This is a genomic window from Candidatus Poribacteria bacterium (assembly GCA_021162805.1).
Lineage (GTDB): Bacteria > Poribacteria > WGA-4E > B28-G17 > B28-G17 > JAGGXZ01.
Genome location: JAGGXZ010000183.1, coordinates 23,293 through 42,477, shown reverse-complemented (window position 1 = coordinate 42,477; position 19,185 = coordinate 23,293). Strand labels below are relative to the sequence as shown.

Genomic DNA, 19,185 nt, shown 5'->3' with positions numbered 1-19,185 from the left:
CCCCTGGCACATGCATATCATGTTCCTCATCTCAGGCGCAGCCACCTATTACGCGCTGCGGTTCCGATCGGTATGGGGGTATGTGCTTAACCGTTTGAAACGGCTTCTCGTGCCTCTTCTCTTCTGCCTGTTCGTGATCATTCCCGTGCACCATTTCTACTGGCGTTTCCCACCGCTGGGTCCTATGGTTGAGGAGAGCCACTATCACAATATCCTCACCTTTTTCCTGAAGGACTACTTCAAGCTGCTTTGGATGAACGGGACCTTTTTTCTCGGCAACCTTTGGTTCGTCTACTACCTGTTTGTCTTTTCCCTTCTCTGTTTACCGTTGTTCGTCTATTTTGAGGGCGATAGCGGGCGTCGTCTGGCGATCAGTCTGGCCGATATCCTTGAAAGGCCGGGGATGATCCTCACACTTGGAATTCCATTGGCGATCGGGACGGCTATCCTCACCGTGATACGCGGTGGAATGGCTTGGAACATCGTCAATGATCTATCGCGCAGCTTTCAGTATATCACATGCTTCATCTACGGCTATCTGATCAGCTCAGACGAGCGGTTATGGAAAGCGATCGAAGGGCATTGGAAGATCTCAGGTATTATCCTGGTGATCCTGAACGTGATACCTATGGTCTTCGCTCCAGGTAGAGGGCCCTTGAAACCAGGGTACGGGAGCGGATTTGGACAACTGGTCGCGGTGGCATTGCGAGGTTTTAGCTCCTGGCTTTGGCTCCTTCTGATCCTGGGTTTGGGCAGGAAACTGTTGAATTTCGAGAATCGGTTCCTCAGATATATGAGGGAGGCCTTCTATCCGTTTTACATCATCCATCAGCCGCTGATACTCGCACTTGGCTACTACACACGCGGATGGGAGGTTCCCCTGTTGATACGGGCGCTCTCGATCGTCGTATCCACATCGGTGGGAACGATTCTGATTTATGATCTTTGTGTCAGGCGGACGAACGTCACCAGATTTCTCTTCGGACTGCGGCCGCTGCCGAAACGGAGGTAAACTGCAATTTGGCCTCTTCCGTTAACTCTTTGCACTTAAAAAGCCAAATCTAACGGAAGGGGTTGGCAATTGATCAGAGTTTTCCTCATAGCGATCATCCTGGCGTCGTTCTTGCCGGTTGTCCTATATGCTGATGATCCGTGGGTTCCGTCGGGGAGTGAAGATCATAACCGTAACGACGACTGGGCTCCGGCCGAGAAGGAAGAGAAGGAACCTCCTGACAAGGCCGATATGCTCGCGGAGGTCATCGCCAATTGGTCCGGAACGAAGCCGATGGATGTAAGATCGTTCAGAAAACGACGCCTTAAGGTCCGATCGGAGGAGCCCGGGATAGAGCTGCCGCTCAACTCCAACCTCCAGATAAACGGCTATAAGTCCATCACGCTCGAATATAACTACACCCACTATTTCGGTCGATCGGATATCAGCCGCTACTACGGCGGTGGAGGGTATAGAAGCTTCACGTCAGGTTTCAGCGGATTCGATCTGGGTGGTGATTATGACTATGGCTATTACGGAGGATATAGCTCCTTCGACTACGGTATGGGAGGCATGGGGGATTTCGGCAGCTTCGGCGGATATGGATCTTACGGCGGCTATGGTGGTTACGGATACCGGGGGCCGAGAGCCACGGGACTGAACATCGAGCAGGCTCTGGAGGTGGGACTGCACGGTAGGATAGGCGAGCACACCCATGTCTCGGTGGATTACAGCGATACCGGATCGGATTATTACAGCGGGATAAGCAACAAGCAACAGAAGATCGCCGTCTGGTATGAGGGTGGGGAGAACAGCATCATCAAGAAGGCGGCCTTCGGCGATCTGACACTTGACCTCCCTAACGTCAGGTTTCTAAACCTCACCAGAAACCTATTCGGAGTCCAGCTTCTGGCCGAGCTCAAGGGGATCAAGCTCACCGCCTTCGGATCGCGCAGTAAGGGGCTCAAAGGCAAATGGAGATCCAGGGGCGAGTCGCAGCGCGCCGGCGGCGGAATGGGCATGAGGATAGCGGATACGAATTATATCAAAGGCAGATACTACGCCCTGAACGTCGATTCAGACGGCATGATCCGCCGGTCTCTGCTCCCTATCAAACCCGGCAGTGAGGAGATCTACATAGATGACGGCGATGGGACCAACAACGTCGGGGGCGTTAAAACCGCTCAGGGATATTTCGACCTACAGTATCCGGGCGAGGATTATAACATCAACTACGACACGGGCGAGATAGAGTTCCTAAAGCCGATCTCGCCCAAATATAGGATCGTGGCCGCTTACGAATACCTCGGAGAAGGCGGAGGGAAGATGGGAAACCCCGGCCATGTCTTCGAGGATGACGATGGGGACGGCGTGATAGATGAGCCGGGCGATAAGGTCGGATATGTGGTGATCAAGGAAACCGATAGGCCCGGGGCGGAGCTGAGAAACGTATATAGCCTCGGCAACCGAAACATAAGCCCCCGCGACTATGAGATCACCATCTGGCGCGAGGGAGGAACGGACGTCTTCCAGACCGATAAGGGACCGGTGCCCTACATTCAGATCTTCGGCCTGGATCAGGATGGTGATGGGATGGTCGATCCGGAGTTCATCGATTTCGAGAAGGGACTTCTGCGTTTTCCCTCTCCTCATCCGTTCATGATAGAAGACCCCAAAAGCCCCTACTACAAATACAGGGATCAACTCAACAACGAGGCCCTCTATTCGGACAACCCGCGGTATACCGATCAGATGTACACCATCCACGCCGAGTATTCCTACCGTTTCGATACATATAGCTTAAATAGGCTCAACATCATCCCTGGAAGCGAGGTGGTAAGGGTTAACGGTCAGAAATTACGGCGAGATGTGGATTACATGATGATATATGAGACCGGCACGATAACCTTCTTCAGGAAGCTGGACGAGTATGACGAGATAGAGGTCGAGTATGAATACGCCCCCTTCGGCGGGTCGATGCAGCAGTCAGTCGCCGGGGTATGGGCCGAATACTCATATGAACCCAAGGGAACCGAAGAGACAAAACTGTCACTTCCATCCTCTCAGACCCTACCGATGGGAGGAGGTCTGAGAGGATATGGTGGGGGCTACAGCGGTTATAGCAGTTATAGCGGTGGATATAGCAGCTTCGGGGGATTCGGCGGCTATGGCGGTTACAGCAGCTTCGGTGGAAGCTATTACGGAGGATATTCCCGAAGACGGAGTTACGGCACCTTTGGCCCCACTTTCACCCCAACCTTTAAGAAGGGATTCCACATATCGGCCGGATATATCTACAACGCTGGCGGAGGTGGAATGCTGGTGCCCGATGTGAACGGCGCTCCCAATCGAGTTCAAGCCTTCGATGTGAACACCTCTTTGGGTCATACCTTCAATCTCGCCCGGCTGATCGATCCGCTGCCGCTTATCTCCGTAGATAAGCTTCCTTTATCCGTAGATTTCAGCGGCGAGGCAGCGTACAGCCGGAACAATCCCAACAGCTTCGGATATGCCCTCGTGGATGGGATGGAGGGTGTCAGGGAATCCACGACCATCAGCCCTTTCAAGTTCGACTGGAAACAGTCCAGCAAACCGCTTGATCCGAACGTCGATCTCTTCGGACGGGTGCTTTTGAGAATGGCCAGGAAGGACGAGGAGGAGGTGGAGGGGAATTACTATAGGAACCGACGGCTACCCTCTTCGGTCATCAATCCGCTCGCCCGATCGACCGAGGAGGAGACTGTGATGGAGATCGGGTATGATATGAACGCCACCAAAAGCTGGGCGGGGCTGTCGAGGTCGCTTTCCGAGGAGAGCATCGATCTTTCGGACAGGGACTTCCTCAACATGTGGGTGAAGGTCGAGGGCGATGATGATATCATCCTACATGTGGACATCGGCGTGGTCAGCGAGGATTCAGATGAGGATAACAGGCTCGACAGCGAGGATCTCCCCGAGGATCTGCAGGATACGAACGGCGATGGGAAGGTGGACATCCTCGATCTCTCCCTCGAGGATCTGCCCGAGAACCAGAAGTACAAGGGCAACGGTATCCTGGAGTCGGGCGAGGATACGGGTTGGATCTACAACTATGGCGGGGTGGAGTATCAGATAGGAGCGGGCAATTCCGTCCTCGACACCGAGGACCTCAACGGGGACATGGTGCTGGATACGATCGACTCCTACTTCGAGATCAGCATCCCGCTCGATTCCATCCCCAAGGAGTGGCTCAAGAAGGAGAACAGGAACAGTGGATGGCGATTTCTCAGCATCCCCCTTTCGGAGGCCAAGGCATGGGGCAGACCTCCAAGCTGGGGATACATAAAGCATGTCAGACTCTGGATAGAGAAGAGCGGTGCGACGGCTAAGGGGAAGCTGCTGTGGAGCGGGATGGAGATCGTCGGAAACAAATGGGAACGAGGGGTGGTGATCGATCAGACCGGCACAGTTAAAACGGAGACGGATGAGAGGTTCTTGGTAGGGGCTAAGGATAACTTCGACTATGACGATTACTTCACGGCCTACAAGGAGCTGGAGGGGAACAGGGAGTTCAGGAAGCTTCACCCTATGGTACAGACCGGCTTCGGATTCTTTGAATCACAGCCCAGGGAACAATCGCTGACGTTGAACTATAAACTGGATCCGAACTCAATGGGTGTCACATCTAAGCCGCTGCGCGGACAGCGGCCGGGCGATGGACAGGATTTCTCGAAGTACGATAGGCTCTCGTTCTGGATACACGGGGATGGGAAAGGCGGAACCTTCGTCATGCGCTTGGGAACCGCTCTCAGAACAGGCGGATATTATTACTCCAGCTATAGATATGGCGGATACGGGGGATATGAAAGGCCCAAACCCCCTGAACCGGTGAACATCTTCAAACAGGGGACTCAGGATTACTATGAGTTCACCATGCCGGTGGATTTCGTCGGATGGAAGAAGGTGGATATAGACCTGAGGGATAAGGATAGGGACGGTCATCCGGATGGCCTCCAGGTTCACGGCAACCCGTCCATAGCGAACATAGGCGGAATACTTCTGGGTATAAGGAACGACAAAGGCGAGCCGATAGAGGGGGAGGTCTGGGTTAACGACATACATCTCGCGGAACCCACCATACGCGCCGGATGGGCGAGGCGTGGGGATTTCGCCTTGATGCTCGGCCAGAGGCTGAGCATACGCGGGGGATATGCTAGACAGGACAAACAGTTCGAAAGCTCAGCCGGACAGGCGGAGACGTACGGATCCTACTATAGCAGCTACAGATCCGGGTATAGCACGAGCACCTATGACTATAACTTCAACTCCGAGCTTCGTATCTTCGATTGGCTGCCGATAAGGTATACCATGAGATATAACGAGTCGGAGACCGAAGCACGTCGAGGCACGATCAGCAGCTATACCTACGGCAAAAACAGGGGGACGAGCCGTAACCTCTCGTTACAGATCAGGCGACCGCCCTTCCCATCCCTTGGATTTTCGGTGGACAAGCAGAGCCTCTGGAACGAGAGACGCGGTACCGATCTGAGCACGTTGTATATGAGCTCCTTTTCATATGACCTAAAGGGCAAGCTGGGCGTGGATGTGGAGTACAGACACGAGGAGGCAGACGTCAAGCCGGAGACTGCCGTCAAAACCGAGGACACAGGCAGGGGATATTATCCGTCCTCCTATTACGGCGGATATTATGGGGGCAGGGGGAAGGAGAAGGTCGATAGCGGTGCTGTTTCACTCAGGATAAATCCGATACAGGGCTTCGGGCTGAATCCGAGCTATGACGTCGTGCGGGAGCTGGAGTATCGGGAGGAGACGCCTAAAACAGGTATTGCCTCCGGCTCTGAAAGCGTGAGGAGAACCGGCAGATATGTCTTGGCCTCACGTAGTCAGAGGTTCTCGCTCAGACCGACGTTGAGGGATTTCCTCGGCATAAGACCCTCGCTGGGATCGAGGCTCAGCTTTCGCGAGACGTGGTTCGGCGGAAATAAGGATGCCTCCCTGGATATCGATTCGGACTTCCGCCTGGATATCCGGCCGCAGAAATGGTTCAAGTTCGAGAAGAAACCCGTTCAATCCCTCTCGGGAAGCGGGGGTGAGATCTCCACCCAGATCCCCCAAAGCCAGGAGGATATAGAGGAAAGGGAGAGAAGGAGGCTGGAGTACTACGGGGTTACCCCCGATCAGCTGGAGAGGATGGAGGAGCAGAGAGGAGATTGGATAGACAGGGAGAGGGCGAAGATAGAGCGAAAGCTCAAAGAGAGGGAGAGAATGGGGGTTAAGCCCACAAAGAGCCTCTTCGAGCAGATAATCACCACAACGACGCTCGGCGGCGGGGTGAGCTTCTCGACCACGGATTACCTCCGGAAACTCAAAGAGGGCACTGATATGTTAGATGTGCTGAGACTCCCCGAAGACGCTCCCGAAAGAAGCCGGTCGACCCGCAGGACGCGGATCTCCTTCCGCAGCTCAGTCGATCCGCTCACCTGGGCGTCGATCGGGTTCGATTACTCCAGATATCACATCTTCTCCAAAACGGCCGGCACGACATCGAAGGATGATTCAAGCTCATATGATGCCGACCTGAAGCTGTTCAACTCGGCCAACACCTCCACCCTTCAGCTCAAATATGCCTACTCCACCAACTCCAGAAGCACATCGAGGGCGAGGATCTACTTCAGCCGCGGCCACAGCCCATCGCTCGCCTGGCAGCAGAGATGGGGAAGGGGAACGAGTACGGCCTTAGGCGTGATGCTTACGTTCAAGGAAAGCGAACGGAGCGGGATCAAAGGCAAGGCGCTCATCATCAAGCCGAACTTCAACGTCAGCTATAAGCTCCACCTCGAAGGAAGTCTGACGCTGCCGCTTTTGAATAGGGATATCAGCCTCAATCACGACTTCAACCTCCGCAACACCTTCGCAACCGTCATAACGCGCAGAACCCTGGGGCTTAACCGGGAGGACAAAGGCGAGCGGTATGAGACATCCCTCTACGCCGATTATAACTTGAGCTCCCGGATCAGGATGAACCTGCATCTGAGCATCGTCTACAACAACGACAGGGTTGAGGAGGGGCGCGATTATATCTCCATCCTCGGAGCCCTGATGGCAAGGGGCGAATTCAGATAATTGCGGGCTATCCCGTTTTATGGTAAAATATCCTGCCTACCGGAGGTGGAACGATGGCGTTCACGATAAGGGAGTTTCATGACTTTGTGAAAATCCTGGAGGAAAAACCCGAATGGAGGGATGAGCTGCGCCGTTTAGTTCTGACCGATGAGCTCTTGAAACTTCCGGAGATGGTCCGCGAACTCACGGAGGCGCAGAGAAGAACCGAGGAGAGGCTGGAGAACTTAACCGCCCGCGTGGATGCCCTGGCGGAGGCGCAGAGGAGAACTGAGGAGAGACTGGAGAGCCTTGCTGCACATGTGGATAACCTGACCGTACGCGTGGATGCTCTGGCAGAGAAACTGGAGAGCTTGACCGCCCGCGTGGATGCCCTGACGGAGAGGTTGGAGAACTTAACCGCTCGTATGGATAGCCTGACTGCCCGCGTAGATTCTCTGACGGAGAGGCTGGAGAACTTAACCGCCCGCGTGGATGCCCTGGCGGAGGCGCAGAGGAGAACTGAGGAGAGACTAGAGAGCCTTGCCGCTCGTGTGGATGCCCTGGTAGAGGCACAGAGGAAAACTGAGGAGAACCTGAGAGCGCTGATAGCGAGAGTGGATATCCTCGCAGAAGCCCACGTGAAATTGGAGAAAGACGTGGGGGAGCTCAAGGGGATCGTCTTGGAAGAGCAATACAGAAGGAAAGCGGGCGCCTATTTCGGACGGCTCATAAGAAGGGCTCATACCCTCTCGGAAGACGATCTGGCAGTCCTGGTAGATGAGGGGGTGGAAGGAGGAATCCTCTCCAGAGAGGAAGCCGAAGACCTGCTCCAAATAGATGCCGTGATCCGAGGGAGAAGATGGGATGACGGGGCGGAGGTGTATCTGGCGGTGGAGGTCTCCTGGGGTGTGGGAACCTACGATGTGGAGAGAGCAGTGAGAAGGGCGGAATCCCTGAGGAAGCTTGGACTTCACACGGTGATTCCTGTGGTAGCCGGCAGGGGAATCACAAGGGATGCCGTCCGATTGGCCCGCGAGTGGAACGTGCAGCAGGTGATCGACGGGCGGGTGATGGATTAGCGGCCGAGGAAAGAATGAAAAAGTTCGATCCTTCCTATCTGGTTCTCCTGATCTACATTATCTCGATCTCCATCGTGATCGTCAAGCATGAACCGTGGGCCGATGAGGCGCAGGCGTGGCTTTTGGCCAGGGATTCCAACCCGTTTGATCTTCTCTTTAAAAGATTGCGCTATGAAGGCCATCCCGGGCTATGGTATCTGATCCTAACCCCTTTTAGCAAGCTGCTTCCATACCGCTCGATCAGCCTTTTATCCGGTTTGATCGCCACCTTAGGGGTCTACATATTCCTCCGCTACGCTCCCTTCCCGAAATCCATCAGATTTACCCTCCCGTTCACCTATTTCATCTTCTATCAGTATGCCGTTATCGCCAGGAGCTATGTGCTTCTCCCAACGTTGTTCTTCCTTACGGCGATCGCTTATAGGGATAAGACGGCCAAGATATATCGTTACACCCTTCTCCTCTCTCTGCTCGCTTACACCAGCGTATACACGATGCTGGTAGCTGTAGCGTTGATGCTGTTACATGCCGTGGATCTGATCAGAGCGAGATCGGAGTTAGACCGCGAGCTCGTGATGAAACAGGTGAAAGCATATGTGGCCTTCGCGATCCTTATCGGGCTTATAGTCGTCCAGCTCTGGCAACCCGAGGATTCCTCCTTTGCAAGGGGATACCACCTCGGGATAGGCCGCTTCCTCAGGTTAAGCAGGACGGTGTTAAATGAGTCTACGACCGAGATCGGATACCTCTCGATTCCCATTCTGCTGATCTCTCTGATCTGGTTCTGGCTTAAAGGAGCGCTGTCGGTATACCTGGTGTCAACCTTCGTCGTGCTGGCTCTCTTCTCGGCCAAATATTATAACTCATGGCATCAGGGCATCATCTTCCTGATATGGGTCTTCGCCATGTGGATAAGCTTCGGGAGTGAGGCAAAAACGGAGGGGAAACGGAAAAAGCTGAGGGATGTCATTGAGAAACTGACCATCACCTCTATGATCGCTGTGATCGGGATTCAGATCTTCTGGTCGGCGGCCGTCTCGATCTCCGATTTCAGAGGCCCTTACTCAGCTAGCAGGGCCGTTGTGAAGTATATAAGGTCAAACCATCTGGAGAAAAAGAGGATCTACGCGACCTCTTTCTGGACGACATCGATCCTGCCCTATTTCAGGGAGAACATCTTTGCCAACCATAACGGCGGTCGAAAGCCTGCCTTCTGGTTTTGGGCGAAGGACAACAGGAGGATCGAGGATCTGAATCGGATCCTGCGTGATCGGCCGGATCTCATTATCATCGGCCGACCGCCGGGAAATTTAAGAGAGCTGAAGGGATACAAATTCGTTGGCCTTTTCCCCGGGGAACTCTACTGGAAGAGAGGGATAAAGGAGAGGAACGATTTCGCCGTCTTCATCAGGAAGCGGGAGACAGGTCGAAGGATGAGAGACAGGAGATGAAAGAGGGAAAACTCCGGACTCCTGTCTTTCATCCCTTGAATTCTAATCCCCTTTAATCCGCCCCCATGTGGTGGTCAGCTTGCCGTAGACGGAGACCGCCTTTGTGGGTGCCAGCCCTCCCATAACCTCCTTGATTTGCTCTTTGCTGAGGGCCACGTTGAAGATGGCCACCTCGTCCAGAGCGCCTCTGAAGCGGCTATCCGGATCGGGCTTGCCGTCTTTAAACCGACCGCCGATGAGAACGGGCGTGACGGTATCTGTATTCTGGGCGTCTCGTTTCTGTTCGACATCGAGCTCGCCGTCAACATATATCCTCATCTTCTCGCCATCATATGTTATGGCGACGTGGGAGAACTCGCCGGGCGTCACCGGTTTCGTGCCGCTTAACCCCCATGGTGCGACTTCCCTGTGGAACGTGACAGTGCCGCCACCTTCGATGGATAGGATATACTCGCCTATTATGTGGCGGTTGAACTTGGTGACGACATATCCCCCGCCCTGGCTCTTCACCCAAGCGGTGATGGAGAAAGGTTTCGTTCCGCCGAATGAGAGCTCCACAGCCGAATTCTGTATCTCGAAGTACTCCACCCCCGTGAACTCAAACGCCTTGCCGTATTTCCCGTTAACCCAGTTCGGCGCTCCGTCCTTCAGGATAGCGTCGTGCTTATTGCCTGAGCTATCCAAGGCCTCCTTGCCCGCCCCCTCATCGAAGAGCCAAAGCCCCACGATGGTCTTCGGGTCGATCTCAGCCCAGCCTGACGCCACGATCATCAGGCTGAGGGCTGTCAACGTAAGACATAGGATTATCCTCATTTCTACCCCCTTTTTTCTCATAATTTGGCAAAACCGCCTGACGGCTCTGGACGTGCCTCACGAAGGCCTCGGCGAATCTGCAGCCACACTCCATCCCCCTGAACTCCTCCATCCTGCCGTGAGACCTGTCATACCAGGACTCTACCCCTTGGCTAACGTGTGCGAGGCAGGCGGCACGTTTTTTCTCCCTCACCTCCGTTATATCCACATAGTCGGTCGGATGGAAATTCTGGGTTTGGCTTCCCGTCATGACCTCGTAGTAGTAGAGGGCCGCCTTCTTACCTGATCTCAACCAGGCATCGTACGTGAGGAGCGAACAGATCCGGTGATCCCTATGGGTGTCTATGGGCCAGTGGGTGAAGATGACATCAGGATTTTCCCTCTCGATAATCGCCTGGAATTCGGCATACCGATCGGAGTTCAGCTCGCAGCTTCCGTTGATCTGGCCGACGAAGATCGCCCTGCAGCCCAATATCTCACAGGCCTTCAACGCCTCTCTCGTTCGGATCTCGGAGGCCTCCTGATGGGATTTGCCGGCGATCCCGGCCTCGCCCCTTGTGAGGTAAACTGCCACGACCTCATGGCCCTGCTCGGAGTATAGGGCCATGGTGCCGCCACATCCTGTCTCGGGATCGTCCGGATGGGCTCCACAGACAAGAATCTTAAGCTTCCCCCCAGACATCGCCATCACCCACCGTTTGATCAATCTTCGGGTGGATCTCCCCAGTCGGGGACCTCCAACACCTCACCGTCCCTCAGAGCGGATTTATGGGCCATGACGCCCGCAGCCATATATCTGACCGCCTCCCATGCGTTGACCGCTGGCAGCCGCTCATGAGCGACGGCATCCACGAACTCATGCACCAGATAGGCGTGTGAGCCGCCGTGCCCGCCGTAGATGCTCCTTCCTCCCCCTGCTTCCTGAAACGCCTCCACGACCTCCTCAGGCAGCGGATCTCGCATCTCCTCCACGCTGATGACGGTATATCCGTGAAGGTCGAACCATTTGTTCTCGCCCCAGCCTGGATCAGCCCCGTAGAAACATCCCTTTGTCCCGTAGATGTTGAACATCTCCCTGCCCGGAAGGCCGATCTTGCGATACTCGCATATCCTCATGGTAGCGCCGTTGCTCATGTAGAAGAGGGCAGTCTCATCGGCGAAGGCTGCCTCATCGGACATATATCCTTCATATCTTTCCGGCTTCCATCCCCATGCGCACACCTTCTTCGCGTGCGCCTTCATGACGGACATCGGTCCGGAGACCGAATGGGTGGGATAATGCATGGGCCCCCCGATTATGCCCCGTTCCATATATCTCTTTCTCCTCTCAAGCCACTCCCTGCCGGCCTTGCCCGAAAGCCTCCTTCGGGCGACCTCTCTGAGCCCATGTTCTATGTCGTGGAAGTATTCGCCTTCGGCGAAGACGAACTCGCCGAACGCCCCTTCCGCCGCTCTTCTACGGCAATACATGGTTTGTGGTCTGTAGTACGTGGTCTCGCCGAGCATATAGAGCATGCCCGTTTTTCTGCATGTCTCTATGATCTTATCGCACCAGTCGAGGATCTCATCACCGTCCGGCAACATCACGACGGGAACGGCGCTGTAGACATGTTTGCCGGCCTCCATCGCCCTCACCGCCTGCTCGGCATGTAACCACGGCTGTGTGATAATGACGAGGGCGTCGAAATCGGCTTTAAGGATGTCGTCGAAAGAGTAGTAGGCATCCGAGGGATTGAATTTGTCCTGTAAAGATGGGTCTTCGGCGAACCTTCTAACCCTATCCGGCTCGAGGTCGCAAAGCCCTATCCTGTCCACGAGCGGATGTGCCTTGAAAAGCCTTACGAAGGCCGAGCCGAAAGCCCCGAGTCCCACTAAACCCAAGCTGATTCCCATAGTTTCACCTCCATATTTTATTTCGCTCATATTATCGCAGAGTGGAGCAAGGATTTGAAGGGGTAGAAATGCTTATTTCCCAGTGCTGCAAGGAGACCGGACTACATCTTTTCTCCCGGTCTCCCGTCTCCGGTTTCCCATTCATAGATAAACGCCACACCCATTTCCTCGTTCCTTGCTTCGACGTTGGACGTCGGCCGTTGAACTTTGGACGTCTAATCAACCACCAGAAAATCACCCTGATCCACGACCAGCTCCACCTCAGGGATGCCCTCCTTACGCCGAATCGGCAGAGGGCCACGACGCACGCTGAGAACGCTGGTCGCCTGAGGCAGTCCGATCAGCCTTACACTCACGCTCACCGGTTTACTTCTGAAGCTGATAAGCGTGACGATCGGCCCACAAGGGCCTTCCTGAAGCGTGGCCTCCACCAGCGGATCAGAAGTTACCACATATCTCCGGACGTCCGCCCGCCGAAGAGGCCATGTGATGAATCGTCTCACATCCTCCGGGAAATTCTCGGGCAGATCCCCTCCCCTCCTGATCATCGCGGGACAAAGATAGGCGAGCCCCATCAACCCTCCTAACAACAGCGTCCGTCCCTTCCCGACCTGATGTATTATACACGCGGCCGATCCATCGTCATACCTACCGACCACCTGAGCCTCAGACGAGGGGATGAGGATATGCTTATAACAGAGAACGGGCAACCTCTCCAGTGTTTCGGAAAGCTCACCGCTGAGATATATGGTATCCAGCGGTTTCATCCCCGGCAGGTCGGACTTAGGACGTATAGAGCGTATAGGACGTTCCAGCCTCGCCTCCCTCAGCCCATAAAGCTCATACATGCGCTTTATGGGCAAACGGTATTGGTTCAGCAGGCCGCCTCCACCCTCAGCGACCAGAACTCCGCCGTTTTGCACCCATCTCACCAGATTGGGGACCGCATCCTCCAACAGCTCCTGGCCCACCATATAGAGGACCTTATAACGGTCGAGCATTCCGTCGACTATATCCTCATCCGTTATCAGGTCAACGGGATATTGCGCGTGGCGCAGGGCGAGCCAGATCGCCTTACGCTCGTGATTGTCCACGTTCAATTGAGCCCAATAGAGGCGATCATCATGTTTCTGCTGAGGATCGGCCAGCAGATCCTCCGTATCCCACACGTCCGAGGCGATGGAAAGCAGAATAGCGACATCCGCCGGGCGCATGCGAGCTTGATAGAGCCTCTCATCAATCCTTTTCACGTCCCCCGTTATACGATGAATCGCTCGGAAGGTATCTTTGCTCATGTAGAAGTCTATGTAATCACATGTCCCGAAAGCCTGATGGTAGATGCAAAAATGATCTATCACCTTAGCCTGATGTCCCAAAGCGAAATAGTTCATCCTGAGGAAATGTTCCGCCGTCTCACCGGGGTCCGGAATGGTGTAGAAACAGAAAGGCGAATTATAATAATCGGCAGCATGGCGCAGGGCGTCGAGGAGAAAACCGTAGCTCTGAGGTGTAGGTTCCGGCACCTGCCACCACCAATCCTCTGACCACGGCATCGTCATCCCGCCATCCCTGAACATATCGATCCACTTGCGCACATCGGGCCAGACTGAGAGATGCGGGCTGTAGTTGGCCCCCGTTTGAACCCCGGCAGGGAGACATCTTCTGGCCTGTTCGGTTATCCTGGATAGCTCCCGCGTCCAAAGCCGATATCGAAACACGGCTGCCTCATAAAACAACTTGGGCTTTTCGGGCGGGAGCGGCCCACCCAGATGTACGAACCTCCATCGCTCCTCAGGCGGCACCGCTTTGGCAGCCTCCTCATCCTCCGGTCGAACGAAATCGAGCGGATCGAAGCTCCGTTCCCTCAGGTAGGAAACGAAGGCCGCGTCCTGCTCCTCGGGTGACATACTGAGGGATAACTCGATCTCGTCCCCGAAATTGACAAACCTGACGTAATCCCAGAGGCCGGAGCGTTTCAACTCATCGGATACCCTTGCTAAATCCCCTCTACCCACGATCTTAGCCGGGATCGGCTTGACGCCAAGCGCCTCGATCGCCTCTATATCCCTCCTATCGGATGCGTATTGTGTCAGATTATTGTATCCGAGTCGTCTAAGTATCTCCGTCTGCATTCTCTGTAGCCGGGTCGGATTTTCAAAGGCTATCTGTGCCTGATGACAGATGAAATGGATTTTCTCAGGCATACCCGGATGTTCCCCGTAACTTTCGATCCATTTCAACTGTTGCTCCGCCGCTTCCTCAAGGGTGTAGACCCTCTCACTTATGGATGGATCGACAGGGATCAAGAGGCCCAGCGTGGGCAGTTTCGGAGGTCTGCCGAGCCATGTCGAATAGCCGATAAACGTAGGATGGGGATCCTGAATCTCGATCCTGCGAGCGAGCCGTTTATCCTCTCCTCTGGCGATTTCAACGATGATATGAAGGACATCTGAGCTGGGCGCCGTCATAGCACCTAAGAACACGGGAGAGAGATAACAGGGCGAACCGCTGAAAAGGGGCGATCTGCTCATATGAGGGCCGAGGTCGACCCAATCGCTCCTCTCCCCGGGATTTATCCATCTACCCTTTGGAGGGGGCTCGCCGTATTCGCCATCCCGAGCGAGGTAAAGTACATCACCCCACCATGGCGGACGATTGGGATTGAAATAAACCCTCACGCACAGCTTATGTCCCGTTCCGGGCGGATTGGTGATGCGGAGATACCATACACCGGGTTCCAGACGCTGATAGGTCTGGGAGGAGAGAAACAAAGTGGTTAAAAGAAGCGTGATCATGGACGCTCCTCCTCGGCGTTATGAACCGGAGAACGATATATCACAAGACAGCTTCAGATTGCCTCCGGTAGAATTATACGTCCAGCAGCTAATCAAGTCAACAGTAGGAATATATCCTGAGGGGTTTTCAACGCTTTTCGCCAGCGCTGTAGTGATAAGCCCCGTGTCTGCCGGACTCGAGGGCACGCACAGGGGTGTGCCCTTTATCATGCCTGATTATACCAAATCATTGAAAAGCCCTCGCAGTTACGGAGGTGTATGAAAATTTTGTAGGTAAGGGGGGCTCAAGCTGGATATGGGAGAGGATAGCTTCTCTGTTTGTGGATTGCACGCAGATATTGGACTGGGCACATGCAGTTGAGCATCTTTGGGATGTGAGGTGGGTTAAGCAGAAGGAGTCTCTCCTTTGGGATGGAAAGGTGAAAGATGTGATAGATTCCTTGCAGAAGCTGAAGCGGAAGCAGAGGAGCTTTCATAAGAGAAAGGCGTTGCAAGATTTGATAAGGTATTACACCACCAACAAGGATAGGATGAATTATGCCCTCTACAGAGAGAGGCTTACCTGTCGGAAGCGGAGGAATAGAGAGAGGGATGTGGTATGAGATGGAATAGAGAAGGGGCTGAGGCGATGTTGTTCTTGAGGGCTAGGTATCTGAGTGAGATCCCTTCTGGTGAGGCGATATTGGCTGCTTGATCCTCCGACGGATTTCTTATACACCCCCGGGTTGATATATATCCCGATGTATTATACACTATTAGCGAGCCGCACGATTTTTCCGTCGGGGCGCGGCGGACCCCTCATATTAGAGCCTCCATCGTTTCGGAGTGAGGGGATGCCAGAAGTTTAAGGAGAATAGCGTGAGATCGAGATCTGTTTCACTTTCGGCGTTTCTGCTTCTCATCGCTTTGCCCTTATTTGCTGATGATGAGCCGCTTCAGATGGCGATCCAAAGGATCAGAACCGCCTCCAGGTTGCCCTCCGGCGGATCTGAGCCGGTCAAGTGCCTTTCATCGGATATACTCACCCTCTATCAGAGATGGAACGAGCTTCCAAGCTCGATCAGGAAGGAGTTCAGGGAGCTTTTCAGCCGGCCGGGCTCACCGGGAAGCTATTGGGCAAAAGGTCCTCTACCGTTGACCTATACGACACCTCATTTCAAACTTCATTACACCACAACGGGACCTGATGCCGTCCCACTTGAGGATCTCAACCCCAAAAACGGCGTGCCGGATTATGTCGAGATCTGCGCCGATGCATATGAAAGGGCATATCACATCGAAGTTGAGCTGGCGAAATTTAAAGCTCCCCTGGACGATCTGTTTGTGCTGGATAACGGCGGAGATGCCAGATATGATATCTACCTCTTCGCCGGAGGATGGCTCGGCTTCACATCGCCGGACTGGTACGGCAGGGTGATCTCGACGGCCGCCACGGCCATACCCTTTTTCGCCATGAACTCGCGAGTATATAACTTCTTCGGGAAATCCGAGGGGATCAGATATCTCCAGACCACAGCCGCTCACGAGTTCTTCCATGGGGTTCAGATGGCCTATAACCTCCAGATGCCCAGATGGTTCATGGAGGCATGCTCGACATGGGTTGAGTCGTTTGTCTATGACGGCGGCAGGGTCGATGACGGAGATGATCTGGACGATCCGGATGAGCCGGATGAGACGGACGGAGCGAACTACTATGCCGATCAGATGAGATACTGGTTCACACATCCGGACTGGCCCCTGGATCGGTTCGACGGATGGCACGAATACGGAGACGTCATATGGACGATCTTTCTGACGGAAAAATTCACATACAAGGTGGTCAAACGGATCTTCGAGGACACGACATGGGGAACGTATAGGGGGATGGGCAATTTCGTCGAGGTTATGGACTTAATGGGGATCAACTTCGCCGATCTCTTCAAGGAGTTCACGGTATGGAACTACTTCACATGGAGGAGGGATGACAGGCGACATTACCGAAACGGCAGCAGATACCCGCCTGTGGCTATACACCCTCAGGACTTCATAAGAAGATATCCGGCTCAAGTCCGCCTCATAGAGGGTGAGATGCCGGAACATATGGGAGCCAGATACATCGAGCTGATGCCCGACTCCAAGCACAGGGAGATCTGGATCAGAGTTGATGCCAGAGATATAACCGATCCGGAGGAGCTTGATAGGCTTAAAGTCAAAGGGTTATACGGATGGGGGGTTAAGATGATCACACACAGATCAGACGGCTCGACGAAGGTGACCGACCTATATCTCTTCCCCAGATCGCAACAGGGGCAGATAAAGGTGGAGGGATTCGGAGGGGATGTGAGGGGAGTTACGGTCATATTGATCAACCTCGATCCCGATCTGGAACGTCCGGGCGAATATGTGACGCTCTATGCGGGGGAACCACCATCAGGCAAGCTCTCACCGCCTATCGTTCGACAGGGGAAGAACGGCGCTGTTGAGCTCTCATGGCAACTGCTAGATATATCGGGCATCGAGGAGGTGGCGATAATTCGCAAGCGGGCGCCTTCAGGTGACGATGAATTCAGCGCGGAGGAGGTCTATCGGGCTTTCGACAGAAACGGGGATCTCGTCGCCGATGACAACGTAGACCTTGTCGGTCTGGTATATCCTACCGATACGAGCTTCGTGGATCGAACCGTATTCATGGATGTGGATCTGAAATCCCCTTTCCCCGATCAGAGCTCCCCCAGGTATAGATACGCCGTCGTTCCGATAGGAGGAGACGGCATTATGGGCGTTCCGGCCATCTCCGAGAGATGGATCTCCCCCAGCCCGCCCGCCCCTCCGATCATCCTGTTGGACGTTCAAAGGCTATCGAGGAGATTCTGGACGGTGAACATGGCTTCCTCGCTGAGTCTGGAGAACACCCCAGCGCTCACCTGTAAAACGCCTCAGGGCCAAAGGCTGAAGGTGAAACTCGATCGGGACGGAGATAGGAGATGGCATGGGACGATACGGTTTGAGGATGATCCTAAACCCGGAAGATATGAGTTCTCCCTGCCGGGGGTTGAGACGGCATGGGTGATCGGATCGATATACGAATATGAGGAGGATCAACCGCGGAGGTTCTTCGTCTCCCCCAACCCGGCCCTCAAGGGGCAGAGGGTGAGCTTCAGCTTTAGACCCTCGAAGGTCAGGATATACGACATCACCGGCAGGCTGGTGAAGAAGCTCGCCGGGATGTCAAGCTGGGACGGCAGAAATGAGGTAGGGGAGCAGGTGGCTCCGGGGGTATATATCATCCTCGCCGAGGATGAAAGCGGCGTTCAGTTTAAGACGAAGGTCGCCATAAAATAGGGCCCTCAAGTGACGTCAGAGGAGGGGAAGCGCTGCGATTTCCTCGACGAAATAGACCAAGGAGGAGATAGATGAGGGATTTCTCTAAATACATAAGGAACATACCCGATTTCCCAAAGCCCGGGATACAGTTCAAGGATATAACCCCGCTTCTCAGCGATCCCGAGGTCTTCAGGGAGGCGATTCAGGCCATGGCTGCTCCCTTCAAGGACAGGGGCGTTCAGTATATCGCCTCGGTCGATGCCAGGGGGTTCATCTTCGGCGGCGCGATGGCATATATGATGAACGCCGGGTTCGTGCCGATCAGAAAGAAGGGCAAGCTTCCCTATAAAACCTATGAGGTCTCCTACGATCTGGAGTATGGATCGAACGTGCTGACGATCCATCAGGACGCCTTTCCGCGGGGCAGCAAGGTGCTGATCTGCGACGATGTGCTAGCGACAGGTGGAACGGCTTTGGCCACCGCACAACTGGTCGAGAAGCTCGGCGGAGAGGTGGTAGGGATAACCTTCCTCGCGGAGCTGACCGATCTGAGGGGTAGGGAGAAGCTGAGGGGATATGAGGTTTACTCCCTGATTGCATTTTAGGAGGGTTTATGATATACTAAAACAGGTTTATTTCGGCATATGCGCCCGTAGCTCAGCAGGATAGAGCAAGAGTTTCCTAAACTCTGGGTCGGGGGTTCGAGTCCCTCCGGGCGCGTTTTTCTTTTTATTCATCGTCCCATCCCCTCTGTGAGT

The 19,185-nt window shown here is 54.3% G+C and carries 11 protein-coding genes and 1 tRNA gene; 8 read left to right on the top strand and 4 right to left on the bottom strand.

The features are described from left to right. The 4 genes from J7M22_14690 to J7M22_14675 form a co-directional block, all read left to right on the top strand. A partial coding sequence (locus tag J7M22_14690; protein ID MCD6507852.1) for an acyltransferase family protein occupies positions 1–1,012 on the top strand: 1,012 nt, incomplete at its 5' end. A gap of 69 nt (positions 1,013–1,081) precedes the next feature. Next, positions 1,082–7,114, top strand: a complete 6,033-nt coding sequence (locus tag J7M22_14685) for a hypothetical protein (GenBank protein ID MCD6507851.1) — start codon at positions 1,082–1,084, stop codon at positions 7,112–7,114. A 53-nt stretch (positions 7,115–7,167) separates the two neighbouring features. Next, positions 7,168–8,172 carry a hypothetical protein gene (locus tag J7M22_14680; protein MCD6507850.1) on the top strand — a complete coding sequence of 335 codons (1,005 nt, stop codon included), beginning with the start codon at positions 7,168–7,170 and terminating at the stop codon, positions 8,170–8,172. Between the two features lie 14 nt (positions 8,173–8,186). Further along, complete coding sequence (locus J7M22_14675; protein ID MCD6507849.1) at positions 8,187–9,623, top strand: hypothetical protein; 1,437 nt, start codon at positions 8,187–8,189, stop codon at positions 9,621–9,623. A gap of 42 nt (positions 9,624–9,665) precedes the next feature. Here the strand turns inward: J7M22_14675 and J7M22_14670 are convergent, their stop codons facing one another. From J7M22_14670 to J7M22_14655, 4 genes are all read right to left on the bottom strand, one after another. Then, entirely contained in the window at positions 9,666–10,457 is a 792-nt protein-coding gene (locus J7M22_14670; protein ID MCD6507848.1) for a LamG domain-containing protein, read from the bottom strand. Next, positions 10,369–11,124, bottom strand: a complete 756-nt coding sequence (locus tag J7M22_14665) for a PIG-L family deacetylase (GenBank protein ID MCD6507847.1) — start codon at positions 11,122–11,124, stop codon at positions 10,369–10,371. The genes J7M22_14670 and J7M22_14665 overlap by 89 nt, the downstream gene beginning before the upstream one ends. A gap of 14 nt (positions 11,125–11,138) precedes the next feature. Next, entirely contained in the window at positions 11,139–12,329 is a 1,191-nt protein-coding gene (locus J7M22_14660) for a Gfo/Idh/MocA family oxidoreductase (protein MCD6507846.1), read from the bottom strand. 215 nt (positions 12,330–12,544) lie between these two features. Continuing rightward, complete coding sequence (locus J7M22_14655; protein MCD6507845.1) at positions 12,545–15,124, bottom strand: hypothetical protein; 2,580 nt, start codon at positions 15,122–15,124, stop codon at positions 12,545–12,547. 254 nt (positions 15,125–15,378) lie between these two features. Between J7M22_14655 and J7M22_14650 the strand changes: the two genes are divergently transcribed. The 4 genes from J7M22_14650 (at position 15,379) to J7M22_14635 (ending at position 19,147) form a co-directional block, all read left to right on the top strand. Beyond that, positions 15,379–15,726 (top strand): hypothetical protein, encoded by a 348-nt coding sequence (locus tag J7M22_14650; GenBank protein MCD6507844.1) that lies wholly within the window; start codon positions 15,379–15,381, stop codon positions 15,724–15,726. Positions 15,727–15,982: 256 nt separating this feature from the next. Beyond that, a complete protein-coding gene (locus tag J7M22_14645) occupies positions 15,983–18,445 on the top strand; it encodes a T9SS type A sorting domain-containing protein (GenBank protein MCD6507843.1) in 2,463 nt (820 codons plus the stop codon). Between the two features lie 71 nt (positions 18,446–18,516). Further along, positions 18,517–19,032 (top strand): adenine phosphoribosyltransferase, encoded by a 516-nt coding sequence (locus J7M22_14640; GenBank protein MCD6507842.1) that lies wholly within the window; start codon positions 18,517–18,519, stop codon positions 19,030–19,032. A gap of 41 nt (positions 19,033–19,073) precedes the next feature. Further along, a tRNA-Arg gene (locus J7M22_14635) sits at positions 19,074–19,147 on the top strand. Positions 19,148–19,185 lie beyond the last annotated feature (38 nt).